A 13,133-nucleotide genomic window follows, 5' to 3' on the forward strand; every position below is an offset into this window, starting at 1 on the left:
GGCGACGCCGTCCGCACCGGCAGCGACGGCGCGCGTCAGCGTGCGGCCGTCACCACTGCAGAGGACGGTGCTTCGCGTCCACCGACCAGTAGCCCTTGCGCATCACGAGGTACAGGATGCCCTCGATCGCGCCCCAGATCGCCGGCACGAACCACGCCTGCCCCAGCGAGACCGCAGTGATGAGGAGCATGATCCAGCCCAGGCCCTTGTAGCCCAGGTAGAACCGGTGCGCCCCGACGACGCCGAGCAGTATCCCGAGCAGGCCCGCGGTGATGCGCGACTTGCGGCCCGGTACGTGCTCCGGCGGCGGGGTGGGGCGGTCGTAGTCGTACTGCTGCTGGTAGTTCGCGGGGCCGGCCTTCGGCGTGGACCCGGCCGAGGACTTCGGCTTCTGCAGGGCACGCGTCTCGCGCGGCGGCTGCGGGGGCTGCGGCGGCCGCGGCGGCAGGGGTTTGGTCTCCTGGTAGATCGGCTCGGTCGGCTTCTCGCTGGGGTGCTCGCTCACTGCTGCTCCGGCTGCTCGGCGGCACTCGCGCGGAAACCGGTTCGGGCATCCGGGCGAGTTTGGGTATGATCGGGTCGCGCGCCAGGTTCAGGGGGCGCTGTTGCGGAACCCTAGCGGGATTCCGGAACGGCAGAAACCCGGTCAGAACCGGACGTTGCGGGTGTAGTTCAATGGTAGAACTTCAGCTTCCCAAGCTGATAGCGCGGGTTCGATTCCCGTCACCCGCTCCAGCACGAAGCCCCAGGTCAGAGGATGTTTTCTGACCTGGGGCTCCGTCGTTTCCGGCGCAGTGTCTCGCGCCGCGTGGATGCCTCCGCCCTGCCTCAGAGCCGCGCGAACCGGGCGCGGGCGAAGGAGTAGCCGCCGAACGCCGCGATGCCCAGCCCGACCACCAGGAGCAGCGCCGTGCCGTACGGCTGGTCGCGCATCGTGTGCAGCGCCTCGTCGAGACCACCGGCCTGCTCGGGGTCCGTGGTCACCGCGGCGGCGACCACGAGGCCGCCGACGACGCCGAGCGCGATCCCCTTGGCTATGTAGCCCGCCTGCCCCAGCCGCACGACGACGGGCCGGACCGCGCTCCCGCCGGCGCCCGAGAGGTCCTCCAGGAACTTCTTCCGGATGCCCTTGACCACGTGGTACACACCGACGCCGACAATGACCAGGCCGGCGGCGCCCACCAGCCAGGCGCCCCCGGGCACGGCCAGGACGCGGGCCGTCAGGCTCTCCTCGCCGCCGCTGCCGCCACCGGTTCCCTGCGCGTACCGGACGCCCGTGACCGCGAGCGCCCCGTAGAGCACGGCCTTGGCCACACTCTTGCCCCGCGCGGCCAGCTGGCTCTCCGCGTTGGGCACGCCGACGACGGCCGTGGCGAGCTGCCAGAACGCGAGCGCGGCGAAGCCCACCGCGACCAGCCACAGGAGCACGTCCCCGCCCGGCATCCGGGCGACCGCGCGGAAGGCACCGGTCTGGTCCGCCTGGCCCTCGGACTGCCCGAGCGCGAGCTGGACGGCGAGCCAGCCGACCAACAGGTGCAGCACACCCGAGGCGACGTAGCCGCCTCGGGCCAGGCCGCGGACGGCACGGCTGTTCCTGGCCCGCCGGACGGCGTCGGCTCCAGGCGGAGAGGAGTTCTGGGACATGTGCGCACCTCCGTCGGGCCGCGCGGATCGCGACGCTTACAGATTCGCGCATTTCGCCGTAATTCGCACGGCGGTCACGAACTGCCGGTGACCTCGTCGGGCAGCGTGGTCAGGACCGTCAGCGGCACGTGCGTCTCCCCCGCCCTCGGTTCGAGGCCGACCAGCACGAGCGCGTCCCGCCCGTCGGCGCTGATCCAGCCCTCCGTCCAGGCGCCGTCCGCGGCCGGCAGGTCCGCGAGCGCGGACCAGCCTCGTTCGCCCGCGAGCTCGGTGTCGTAGGCGTCCCGCACCGCCGCCACGTCGGCGTCGACCTCCAGGACGAGCGGCAGGTTGCGCAGCCGTTCGTCGTCGACCTCCTGGGCGAGGGCGTCGTAGACGGGACCCGAGGCGCGCAGGTCACGCGAGGCGACGTCGTCCCCGAACGCATACTCGTCCGGGGCCGTCACCCCGGGTGGCATGCCGGGCAGCGCGCCTGCGGGTGGCGGCGTCGAGCAGGCGGCCACGAGGCCTACGGCCAGGACCGCGGTCACGAGGTGCGCGGCGTCGCGCGCACCAGGGCGCACACCAGTGCGCATGCCGCGAGGGAGGCCGGGACGGAACGACCGAGACGTCATCGGCACAGTCTGCCGGGCCGGGATGAACACGGGGTGACGCAAGAACGCCGCGGGCCGGACCCACCGTCCGGCCCGCGGCGTTCGTTCGTGGGGGGAGCACACTCATCCCCGGACGGGCGCCGTCACGTGCAGCGACACCGGCAGTCCCTCCCCGGCGGCGGGAACCCAGCCGCTCCAGCACCGCCAGACCGTGCGCCCGTGCGCCTCGCCGTCGTGGTGCCCCAGCCGCTCGGTGAGGTGGAGCATCCGGGCGAGCCGCGCGGCGTCGGGCACGCGCGCGGCGACCACGTCCACCGTCAGCACGCCCACGACGTCCTCCTCGAGGTCGAGGTGGTCCACGCCTGCCCGTACGTCGAGGGTGTGGATGTCGAAGATGTGGGCGATCAGCGCGGTGACCTCCACGAGCTCCGCGAGGTGCGCACCCGGCGTCGGGCAGCCCTCCGGGCCGAGGCCCGCGTTGCACGATCCTGCCGTCATGTGGGCCACGCCCTGACCTCGCCGACGCTGCCGCGCAGGTCGCCGTAGACATACAGGTCCATGTCGTTCCAGCACCCGGTCCACATCGTGAAGCCCGGCCTGGTCGCCGGATAGTCCGTCGCCACCGTGATGCCCAGCTGCGCCGCGATCGCGGCACCCTCCGAACGCCGCGTCGGATGCACCACCAGATGATCGCGGAACACCTCGATCCACTTGACCCGCGCATCCCCGATCTCCGCCAGGAGGAGCGTCACACCCGTCGCAGAATCCGCCAGGTTGCCCGCAATCGTTGCCATTTCTCCCACCTCTCTGCACCTACCTCTAGGCGCATAGACAGCCTGTTGCGGGTTAACTGGGGGTTGCAACCGCTACGCGGAAAAGTTGCGTATACGCACTGGCTGCGGGTTAGGTGGGTTCCGTGTCTAGAGAGGGACGTGTGACTGCCGCAAGCATCGCCAAGGATCTTCGTGCCGCGATCCGCTCCGGGACCTACAAACCGGGCGATCGTCTCCCGAGCGAAGCAGCGCTCATGTCGAACTACGGCGTGGCCCGCATGACCGCGCGCCACGGCCTGTCGATGCTCAAGGACGAGGGCCTGACCGTGACCCGGCACGGCTCCGGTGTGTTCGTGCGCGCCTTCGAGCCGATCGTCCGCGACAGCACGGGTGGCCAGGTCAGCGAGTCCACGGTGACCGCCGAGATCGACGAGACCGGCGCCGGCCTCACGGTCCGCACGCTCGCCGTCACGGCGGAGGCCGAGCCCTCCGAGAAGATCCGCGCCACCCTCGGCCTCGCCGAGGGCGACAAGGTGACCGTGCGCGAGCGCCTCCACCTGCGGGAGCGCAAGCCCGTCCTGTTCGCGACGTCGTACCTGCCCGCGTCGATCGCGGCCGGTACGCCGATCGCGGACCAGGAGGTCGGGCCGGGCGGCACGCACGCCCGGCTGACCGAGGCGGGGCACGCGCCGGTGCGGTTCCGCGAGGACGTGGTGGGCCGCATGCCGACGATCGAGGAGATCGAGGAGCTGCGCATCGAGCCCGGCACACCGGTGCTCGCGGTCACGCGCACCGCGTTCACCAAGGACGGGTCGGCCGTCGAGGTGAGCCACGTGGTGCTGGACGCGGGCGAGTTCATGCTCCGCTACGACATCCCCTAGACGAGCCGGAGCCTCCGCTCAGCCACGCCGATCCGGACCTCCTGCCCCCAGGAGACCTCGAGCCGGTCCGCCTCCATCCCGTCCCCGAACACGACGAGCCGGTCGGACTGGACGGTCACCACGAGCTCGCCGTCGCCCCCCGAGCACGCCCTCCGTCATCGTGACGCCGGTGACGGGCGACGGCCAGGCCTCCCGGACGAACCAGGCCAGGGCCGGGTCCGTGGGCCCAGGCAGCCGGCGGCCACCCCGGTCGTGCGCGATCGAGGCGCACCAGCCGGTGGCGCCGGTCCCGGTGCTGACGATCAGCCCCGACGACGACTGCCGCTCCGTACCGCCGTCGACCCCCAGCAGGTAGCGCGCCGACTGGTGGCTGGGGTGCCCCAGGAACAGCTCGTTCACGGCCTGGAGCTCCTGGCCGTCGTCGAGCCGCGCGTGGACCATCGTGAGCTCGTCGTGGAGCAGGGCTGCGAACGACGCCTCGTTCGCACCGCCCCGCGGCGCGGCCAGGCTGCCGATGATCTCCCCGACGTCGCCGACGTCGTGCCGCACGAGCACCCCGAGGTTGGTGCCCGGCTCGGGGTCGACGCCGATCACGAGCTGCCGGTCCAGGTACTTGGCCACGTTCGCGACCAGCCCGTCCTGCCCCACCACGAGGACGACGTCCTCGGGCGCGAAGAGGAACCGGTCCAGGTCCGCGCGCTCCACCTCCGCGAGCGCCCAGTCGGACGGCACGCTCGCCGCGACCACCTTGCGGGCGGTCGCGGCGGCGTCGTGCCGGGCCTCGACGTCGGCGAGGGTGCGGCCCCGGGTGCGGAGGAAGAACTCCGCCTGGCCGCGGGTCGCGTGCCGGTCGAGCAGCTCGTCGAGCTCCGTCCGCCGGTGCACCAGCACGGCGCGCGTACGGAGGGCCATGTCAGCGCTCCGCGGCCGGCGCGCCGTTCGCCGCGGCGGCGCCGTCCGACGTCGGCTCCCCCGCCCGGGCGGTCAGCGCGCCCAGGAGTCCGCTCACCAGGTCGGGCGTGACGGTCAGCGAGCCCACGTTCGGCAGGTGCGGCGCGGCGTCGCGCAGGGCGAGCGCGGTGAGCACGTCGCGTCCCACGTTCGCGTAGACCGCCATGAGCGCGGCCTCCTTGGCGGCCTCGGCCTCACCGAGCCGGCGCAGCGAGGCCGCCTGGGCGGTCGCCGCGATCTCGCGCCGCTCGGCGTCGGACTTCGCGGACACGAGGGCGGCGGCCGCGGCCTCCTCCGCCTCGCGACGCTTGTTCGCACCCTCCTGGGCCACGAGCTGCTCGCGACGGGAGGCGAGCTCGATCTGGCTCGCGAGCTCGTTCTCCGCGATCTTGCGCTCCCGCTCGACGGCGACGGCGCGGCGCTCGTAGGTCGCGCGGTCGGCCTCGGCCTGGAGCCGCTCGCGCACGGGCGTGCGCAGGGCCTTCTCGACGTCGCCCTCAGGCCGGACGGCGAGCACCCGGACGCCCAGGATCTCGATACCGGTGGCGGCCAGGCGCGCGTCCTCGCCGAGCGCGCCGAGCGCCGTGCGCACGCGGCCGACGCCGGACTCCAGCGCCTCCGCGAGGTCCAGCGTGGCGATGAGGTCGACCGTGAGGCTCTGCGCGAGCTGGCCCACGATGGCCCCCACCTGCTGGCGACCGCTCGCCTCCTGCCCCTTGCCCGTGACGGGGAAGATGCCGAAGTCCAGGCGCTGGGACGCGAGCACCGGGTCGCCGAACCGGTAGGTCACGTTCGACTGCACGCTGACGTCCTGCTGGTCGCGCGTGACGGCGTGGAACAGGACGGGGAGCTCCTGGTCGGTCGCGGGCACCTCGCTGAGCACGGACGTGTCGGGGCGGAACCAGAACGCCTGGCCCACACCTTCGTGCCGCACGGCGCCGTTGCTGAGGTGCACCACGTAGTCGCTCGCGGAGCCCAGGAACTGGCGGATCCCGGGGTAGCGCTTGATCGTCGCCATCGTCGGCCTCTCCTTCGTTGTTGTCGTCAGATTGACGATATCTACCTCCTCCGCTTTTCGTCAAGGTGACGAGAATGTACGGTCGATGTCATGGCCCGCACCGCACCCGTCCCGTCCGCCGTACCCGACTCCGCGGGCGCCTTCCCCGTCACCGTCGACGTCGTGGCGCTCACGGTGCGCGACGGCGCCCTGCAGGCGCTCGTCGTCGACCGCCTCCTGGAGCCGTACCGCGGCCGGGCGGCGCTGCCGGGCGGGTTCGTGCTGCCGGACGAGACCCTGGAGCAGGCAGCGGGGCGGGAGCTGGAGGAGGAGACCCGGCTGACCGTGCCGGCCGGGGCGACCGGCACCGGCCCGTGGCACCTGGAACAGCTCCGCACGTACGGCCCCCTCGGCCGTGACCCGCGCGGCCCGGTGCTCTCCGTCGCCTACCTCCTGCTCGCGCCGGCGTTCGGGCTGCCGGCCGCGGGCGGCGACGCGGCGGAGGCCCGCTGGGTGCCCGTCGGCGAGCGGAGCGCCGGCCTCGCCTTCGACCACGACGGCATCCTGGCCGACGGCGTGGAGCGGGCCCGCGCGAAGATCGAGTACTCGCCCCTGGCGGCCGCGTTCTGCCCGCCCGAGTTCACGGTCGCGGAGCTGCGCGGCGTCTACGAGGCGGTGTGGGGCACGCAGCTCGACGCCCGCAACTTCCACCGCAAGGCCACGGGCACCCCGGGCTTCCTCGAGCCGACGGGGCGCCTGGGCGGAGGAGGCCCCGGCCGCCCGGCCGAGCTGTTCCGGCTGGCGCCCGGTGTGGACCCGACGGCGACCGTGCTGCACCCGCCGCTGCTGCGGCCGGTCAGCCCTGGCCCGGGCGCGCCCTCGGCTTGAGCCGCAGGTCCGGCAGCGCGGGCGCGCGCAGCGGCCCGCTCGGATATCCGTGCACCCGGCCGAACAGCCGCCCCTCGGCGCCGGCCGCGTACCCGGTCGCGCCGCCGTCGAGCTCGGCGATCTGCGCCATCCAGCGGTCGCGGGCCCGCACGATGTCCTCGTGCGTGCGGCCCATGAAGTTCCACCACATGATGACGTCCTCGTCGAACGGCAGCCCGCCGATCAGGACCGCCCGCGCGGGCGCCCCCGCCCCGGCCCGCACCACGAGCGTGGACCGGCCCGGCGCCACGTAGCCGAGGTTCGACGGCGGCACGGCGCTGCCCTCGAACGTCACGTCACCGGCGTCCACGAGCAGGGCGTGCTCGTGCTCCGCGTCGACGCCGATCCGCACCTCGGCGCCCGGTTCGAGGTCGATCTGCGCCCCCACGAGCGGCGTGTAGGTCGTCGCGGTTGACGCCAGCTCCTCCCTCGCCACGGTGAGCCGTCCCAGGAAGACCTGCACGACGGCGCCGTCGGCGCGCACGACCGGGAGGTCCCCGTGGTGCTCGAAGTGCGGGTCGACACCGAGCGCGGAGCCGGGCAGCGCCGTCCACAGCTGCACGCCGTGCAGCCGGGGCGGACGCACCCCGGCGGGCGACTCCTCCGAGTGCGAGATGCCCATGCCCGCCGTCATGAGGTTGAGCTCGCCCGGCCGGACCGTCTGCAGCGAGCCCACGGAGTCACGGTGCAGGATCTCGCCCTCGAAGAGCCAGCTCACGGTCTGCAGCCCGGTGTGCGGGTGGGGCGGGACCTGCATGCCCTCGCTGCCGGAGACGTCGTCGGGGCCGTAGTGGTCGCTGAAGCACCACGCCCCCACGAGCGACCGCGCGCGCTGCGGGATGGTGCGCCGCACGTTCATCGCCCGCGGCCCGCCGAGCGGCACGTCGCGCGGCGTGAGGAGCTCGATGCCGTCGCCTTGCTCACCCGCGACGCAGACCTGCTCGGTCGGCCGGGTCTCGAGGTTGCTCATGCGCCGAGCCTAGATCCACCGGACGCTCCCCGGGAGAGGGGCCAGGGCCCCCGGGGCAGGCCGGGGGCCCTGGCGAACCGCATACCCGTGGCCCGCGCTCGGCGCGTGCCAGGGGCGCCGTGTCGACGTCACGACTCCGATGCGCTCGTCAGACCCGGATCGCCAGGCCTGTTCTGCACGAACACCTCGAACGCGGGCGGTCTTCCGGCCCCGTACAGGCACCTGTGGCGTCATCCACAGCCCGCACCGCGGTACGGGACGTCCTGTCGTTCTCCGGTCGACCATGTGTCCGATGCCCGGGCCGGTCGGTACTGCTGCAGCGCACCGCATCTGCACCCGGATCGTCGAACCATTGCCAACGTTTCTATCCGCGTGCCGCACAAGCGGCAACCGCTCCACCGTTGTAATTTTCACCCTGCGGTTCTCAACAGTTTTATCCACAGGAAGAGCCCTGGATTTCCCACACAACACACAGGGCTGTGGACCAAATCTGTGGATAACCAATTCCATCAGACCCAGGCGCGAGATCCCGGAGCGCCGCCCGTGGCCGAGTCGTTGCGCCCGTCCAGCTCTTCGGGGGTGGCGATGAAGCCGCCGTCGTCCACGAGGATGCCGGCGATGCGGCCGTGCAGGGACACGGCGAGGCGGGCGAGCGAGACGCGCATGCGCGCCCGGGCGATGACGTGCAGCCCCGACCCGTGCTCGAGCTCCAGCTCGTAGGGGTCGGCCGGCATCCAGGTCAGGCGGTAGGCGAACGGTCCGTAGCTGCGCCAGTCCAGCGCCCCGAGGGCGCGCGGCACCCGGTCGACGCGCTCGACGTTGACCACGATCGAGCCGTCGTACGCGGTGCTGCCCGCGAGCGTGTAGCGCGGGGACCCGTCCGGTGTGACCTGCTCGGCGGTCACGTCGGCGGTGGCGATGAACGACCGGAGCATGGGCAGCACGTCCGCGGGCCGCAGCGCGTGCGCGGAGTAGAGCGACAGGTTGACCGAGGCAGCGGGGTCGGGGACCAGCGGCTGCCGGCCGTCGGCGAGCACGCCACCGGCGGTCTTGCGCGCCGCCGCGACCATCCACTGCACGATGCGCAGCTCCTCGCCCTGCGGGAGCGCGTGCGGGAAGGCGCGGGCGATCCCGTCCCGGTCGTCGTACGACGTCGGGGCGGCGCCGCGCACGTCGCGCAGGCCGTCGCTGCGCGCGATGGAGTACGCCTCCGCCTTGGCGGCGGGGATCGACAGCTCGGCGAGGTGCGCCTCGCCCACCTCGAAGGGGCCGGTCGCGACGTGCGCCTCCCCCAGACGCATGACACCAGGAACGAGCGAGTCGGGCTGCGCCATGCCCCGGAACCGGGACCCGGCCATGCGCCGCGTGCCCGAGGCGCGGGACGGTTCTCGGAGCCAGGTGATCTCCGAGAACCATGCGGCGGCGAGCTCGCTGACCGCCACGGGGCCATTCGTACTGGGCAGGATCAGAATGTGACCCGAGGCGTGTTCCGCAGGAATCACGCCCGCCAGAAATGTCATGCGGGCACCTTACTGCCGAGCACTTTCGCCCATGATGCGGGCATGTTACAGAGAGGAAACACGCTCGTGACGAAGGGCTCGCGTCATTAGGCGCACGGGACGGCGTATTTCAACCGCACCGTCACGGGCGCCCCTTGGGCATTTCTGGGCGACTGAGTCTCAGTGCAAATGCATGAAGGTGATCTCACCGCACCACACAAACAGGATCTATCCGAACTTAACGCTATCTGTCCGATGAAAGCGCATGCGGCCTCCGCACGCCGCCGATCCCGCGTTCCAGTTACTGACGACGCGGGCATATGATGTCAGCATGCCCAAGATCATCGGCAAGAGCCTGCACGAGCACCGCCAGATGACGAGGCACAAGCTGTTCACCGCTCTGTCCACCCTCATGGCGGAGCGCGGGTTCGACACCATCACGCTGGCCGACATCGCCGCAGCGGCGAACGTCGGCCGCACCGCTGTCTACAACCACTTCCACGACAAGGAAGCGCTGCTCCTCGGGTTCATCACGCACGAGACGGAGCAGTACGCCCACACGCTGGAGCGGGCGCTGGACGGCGTCAGCGATCCCGTGGAACAGCTGCGTACCTACATCCGCCAGCAGGCTCAGCTCACCCGCGTCTTCCACCTCGCCCCCGGCCCGGACCTGCGGACGGTCCTGTCCCGCGCCACGCAGCAGCGCCTGCGGGAGCACGCCGACATCGTGGAGGCGATCCTGCGCCGGATCCTCACCGCGGGGATCGAGGCGGGGACGTTCCCGCCCCAGGACATCGAGCCCACCGTGCACCTCGTCAACGCCTGCCTGTCGGGGCGCCTCATCCCGGACGAACCCGTGGCCCGCGAGCGCACGATCCGCGCGGCCGAGTCGTTCGTGCTCCGCGCGGTCGGTGCGCGGGTGCCGGAGCGCGTCCCCGCTTGAGCGGGCAGAGCCTGAGCCGGAGGTGCAGCGCAGGGTGCGGGCCGAGGAACGAGGCACGCGCCCGGAGCGGAACCGCGGGCTCAGGCGGCCGACAAGCAGAGCCTGAGCAGAACCTTCACCGTCGGAAGATCGGGTGAAAACCCCCGCCGCCGACGCGGTAGCCTCTGGCGCGTGTCCTCCACCGCCGTGAACTCCGAGCCCGCGCCCGCGATGCGGCCGGCGCCGCTCGGCGGGGCGTTCACCCGGGTCGTCGCCGCCAACCTCAGCTCCAGCCTGGGTGACGGCATCGCGCGCGTCGCCGCGCCGCTGCTGGCCGTGCAGCTCACGGACGACCCGCTGCTCGTGTCGCTCGTCGCGGTCGCCGCACTGCTGCCCTGGCTCCTGTTCGCCATCCCGGCCGGCGTGCTCGTGGACCGGATCGACCGCCGGCTCGCCCTCGCGCTGGCGGGCGGGGTCCGCGCCCTCGTGGCCGGCGGCCTCCTCGCCCTGCACCTCACGGGCGCGCTCACCATCTGGTGGCTGCTGCTGGTCGTGCTCCTGTACGGCGTGCTGGAGACGGTGTACGACGGCGCCATCCGCGCCGTGGTCCCGTCCCTCGTGGGCCGGGGGGACCTACCCCGTGCGAACTCGCGCATCGAGGCCACCGAGATCGTGGTGCAGCAGTTCCTCTCCCAGCCGCTCACGTCCTGGTTGCTCGCGTTCTCCGCGGCCTGGGCGCTGGGGCTGAACGCCGCCGCGTACGCGGTGGCCGGCGGGCTGGCGCTGGCGTTGCCCGCCGTCGCCTCCGGGATCGCCGCGCGGCGGCGCCGCGCCGAGCCGGTTGCCGGGCCGACGGCGGTCGAGCCGGGCGCCGAGCCGACGACGGCCGAGCCGGGCCAGGGCGACGAGCCCGAACCCACCCCGGGCTGGCGGGCCGAGCTCGTCGCGGGATTCCGGTTCATCTGGGCCAGCGCGATGCTGCGGCCGCTGTGGATCGTGAGCGTGCTCATCGGCATCTGTCACGCCGCCGTCACATCCACGCTGGTGCTGTTCGTCCTGGAACGACTCGACGTGCCCGAGGCCTGGTTCGGCACCTTCATGCTGGCCGGCGCCCTGGGCGCCCTCACCGCCGCGGCCACCACGAACCGGCTCAAGGCGCGCTTCCGGACGGGGCCGGTGATGGCGGTCGCGAACGCCGTCGGGCTCGGGGCCTGGTTCCTGGCCGGCGCGTTCCCCTTGGTCTGGGTGGGCGCGGTCGCGATCTTCGTCTCGTTCGGCTGCACGACGACGTGGAACGTGCTGGTCATGTCCCTGCGTCAGGCCGCGGTGCCGAACCACCTGCTCGGCCGGGTGCACGGCACCTGGCGCACCGCGCTGTGGGGCGCGATGCCGCTCGGCTCGCTCGTCGGCGGCCTGCTGGCCCGTTCGGGCTACAGCACCCCGCTGCTCGTGGGGGCGACGGCCGGCCTGGTCGTCGCCGCCGTCGGGCACCGGTACATCGCCGGCCTGCCCGACCCGGAGACCCTCGACCCCGCCTGAGCCCGGCGACGGGCCGCGGCCGGGCCCGTGGGCCCGGCCCCCGCGCGGCCGGTCAGATCCAGCGCTTCCAGCGGAAGACGCCGAACAGGCCCACGCTCACGGCGAGCATCGCGACCAGCGCCGCCGGGTACCCCCACGCCCAGCCGAGCTCCGGCATGGTGTCGAAGTTCATGCCGTAGACCGTGCCCACGAGGGTCGGGGCGAACAGGATGGCCGCCCAGCCGGAGATCTTCTTGACCTCCTCGCCCTGCCGGATGCTCACCTCCGAGAGGTGCTTCATCTCCTCGTTCTGCCGCTGCGCGACCAGCGTCGCGGCCACGGTGAGGATGTCGCGCAGCGCGGCCCGGAAGACCTCGATCCGGTCGGCGGCCTCGGTGAGGTGGTCCGCGACGTCGCGCAGGTAGGCCTGCAGCTCCGGGTCCACGCCGTACTTGTCGGCGCCCTTGGCGAGCGAGGCGCACAGCGCCTGCTCCGGCCGCACCGCCCGCTGGAAGTCGAGCACCTCGCGGGACAGCTCGTAGACGCGCCGCGACACGTCGGGAGCACCGCCCCAGACGTCCGACTCGATCTCGTCGATGTCGTGGTCCAGCCCGGCGACGACCGGCGCGTACCCGTCCACGACGCTGTCGAGGATGGCGTAGAGCACGGCCTCGGGGCCGCGGGCGAGCATCTCGGGGTCCGCCTCCAGCCGCGTGCGCACCGCGGCGAGGTCGGGCGAGGCGCCGTGCCGCACGGTCACCACGAAGTCGGGGCCCACGAACACGTGCAGCTCGCCGAACTCGACCTCCTCGGCGTCGTCCAGGTAGCGGGCGGCGCGCAGCACGACGAACAGGGTGTCGCCGTAGCGCTCGATCTTGGGGCGCTGGTGCGCCTGGATGGCGTCCTCGATCGCGAGCGGGTGCAGGTCGAACTCGCGCGCGAGCGAGGTCAGCTCGGTCTCCTCGGGACGCTCCAGCCCGATCCAGGCCATGCCGCCGGGGCGGGACCGGAGCGCGCTGAAGGTCTCGGCGAGGTTGTCGTAGCCGGCGGTGCGGACGCCGTCGTCGTAGATCGCGGCGGCGACCACCGCCGAACGCGGCTCGGGCGCGACGGGGCGCGGGGCGACGTCGGGCACGCCGACGGTGCGGCGCTGGCGGAGCGCGCCCAGCAGGGGACGGGCAGGACGGGAGGGCAGGAACGTGGCCATGGGGAACTCCTGGGGTCGAGCGCAGGAAAAGGACTGCGAACGCACACCGCAGCAGCGGACGGCCGGACGACCGGTGGACCTCACGCCCCGGCAGGGGGCGGAGCGCACCGGCGCGCGAGAACCCGCGGACCCGCGGGCAGGGGAACCGTCAGCTCAGCTGCGGTTCGGACTACTCGGAGGCTCGCTACGGGTCATGCGCGCCACCTCCTTCGTCCTGCGGCGGTCCGCCGCACCAGTACCTGCTCGACGGA

The 13,133-nt window shown here is 72.8% G+C and carries 14 protein-coding genes and 1 tRNA gene; 5 read left to right on the forward strand and 10 right to left on the reverse strand.

All coding sequences use genetic code 11. From position 1 onward, the window contains the following. Positions 1-49: 49 nt before the first annotated feature. Positions 50-505, reverse strand: coding sequence for a TM2 domain-containing protein (locus tag QRN56_RS21040; RefSeq protein ID WP_285106518.1), 456 nt, complete (start codon positions 503-505; stop codon positions 50-52). Between the two features lie 156 nt (positions 506-661). On the opposite strand from QRN56_RS21040, the gene QRN56_RS21045 reads away from it, so the two are divergent. Next, positions 662-735, forward strand: a tRNA-Gly gene (locus QRN56_RS21045). 93 nt (positions 736-828) lie between these two features. Here the strand turns inward: QRN56_RS21045 and QRN56_RS21050 are convergent. From QRN56_RS21050 to QRN56_RS21065, 4 genes are all read right to left on the reverse strand, one after another. Then, positions 829-1,644: a DUF1206 domain-containing protein gene (locus QRN56_RS21050; RefSeq protein WP_285106520.1), complete on the reverse strand. Its 816-nt coding sequence runs from the start codon at positions 1,642-1,644 to the stop codon at positions 829-831. A gap of 74 nt (positions 1,645-1,718) precedes the next feature. Then, positions 1,719-2,219, reverse strand: coding sequence for a hypothetical protein (locus QRN56_RS21055; protein ID WP_285106522.1), 501 nt, complete (start codon positions 2,217-2,219; stop codon positions 1,719-1,721). A 141-nt stretch (positions 2,220-2,360) separates the two neighbouring features. Beyond that, complete coding sequence (locus QRN56_RS21060; protein WP_285106524.1) at positions 2,361-2,735, reverse strand: hypothetical protein; 375 nt, start codon at positions 2,733-2,735, stop codon at positions 2,361-2,363. Continuing rightward, positions 2,732-3,031, reverse strand: a complete 300-nt coding sequence (locus QRN56_RS21065; protein WP_285106526.1) for a hypothetical protein — start codon at positions 3,029-3,031, stop codon at positions 2,732-2,734. The genes QRN56_RS21060 and QRN56_RS21065 overlap by 4 nt, the downstream gene beginning before the upstream one ends. A 140-nt stretch (positions 3,032-3,171) precedes the next feature. Here QRN56_RS21065 and QRN56_RS21070 point away from each other — a divergent pair, with 140 nt between their 5' ends. Then, a complete protein-coding gene (locus tag QRN56_RS21070) occupies positions 3,172-3,891 on the forward strand; it encodes a GntR family transcriptional regulator (RefSeq protein WP_285106528.1) in 720 nt (239 codons plus the stop codon). Between the two features lie 18 nt (positions 3,892-3,909). On the opposite strand, the gene QRN56_RS21075 is transcribed toward QRN56_RS21070, so the two are convergent. Next, a complete protein-coding gene (locus tag QRN56_RS21075) occupies positions 3,910-4,803 on the reverse strand; it encodes a diacylglycerol kinase catalytic domain-containing protein (protein ID WP_285106530.1) in 894 nt (297 codons plus the stop codon). 1 nt (position 4,804) lies between these two features. Further along, complete coding sequence (locus QRN56_RS21080) at positions 4,805-5,860, reverse strand: SPFH domain-containing protein (protein ID WP_285106532.1); 1,056 nt, start codon at positions 5,858-5,860, stop codon at positions 4,805-4,807. Between the two features lie 90 nt (positions 5,861-5,950). Between QRN56_RS21080 and QRN56_RS21085 the strand changes: the two genes are divergently transcribed. After that, positions 5,951-6,727, forward strand: a complete 777-nt coding sequence (locus QRN56_RS21085) for an NUDIX hydrolase (protein WP_285106534.1) — start codon at positions 5,951-5,953, stop codon at positions 6,725-6,727. Here QRN56_RS21085 and QRN56_RS21090 read toward each other — a convergent pair. Next, entirely contained in the window at positions 6,696-7,736 is a 1,041-nt protein-coding gene (locus tag QRN56_RS21090) for a pirin family protein (RefSeq protein WP_285106536.1), read from the reverse strand. The genes QRN56_RS21085 and QRN56_RS21090 overlap by 32 nt on opposite strands. 509 nt (positions 7,737-8,245) lie before the next feature. After that, positions 8,246-9,178 (reverse strand): hypothetical protein, encoded by a 933-nt coding sequence (locus QRN56_RS21095; RefSeq protein WP_285106538.1) that lies wholly within the window; start codon positions 9,176-9,178, stop codon positions 8,246-8,248. Positions 9,179-9,566: 388 nt separating this feature from the next. Here QRN56_RS21095 and QRN56_RS21100 point away from each other — a divergent pair, with 388 nt between their 5' ends. Beyond that, on the forward strand, positions 9,567-10,178 hold the full coding sequence (locus QRN56_RS21100; RefSeq protein ID WP_285106540.1) for a TetR/AcrR family transcriptional regulator: 612 nt from the start codon (positions 9,567-9,569) through the stop codon (positions 10,176-10,178). 171 nt (positions 10,179-10,349) lie between these two features. After that, positions 10,350-11,696: an MFS transporter gene (locus QRN56_RS21105; RefSeq protein WP_285106542.1), complete on the forward strand. Its 1,347-nt coding sequence runs from the start codon at positions 10,350-10,352 to the stop codon at positions 11,694-11,696. Positions 11,697-11,748: 52 nt separating this feature from the next. Here the strand turns inward: QRN56_RS21105 and QRN56_RS21110 are convergent, their stop codons facing one another. Next, a complete protein-coding gene (locus QRN56_RS21110) occupies positions 11,749-12,882 on the reverse strand; it encodes a magnesium and cobalt transport protein CorA (protein WP_285106544.1) in 1,134 nt (377 codons plus the stop codon). Between the last annotated feature and the right edge of the window lie 251 nt (positions 12,883-13,133).

The organism is Promicromonospora sp. MEB111 (genome assembly GCF_030209445.1).
Classification (GTDB): Bacteria; Actinomycetota; Actinomycetes; order Actinomycetales; family Cellulomonadaceae; genus Promicromonospora.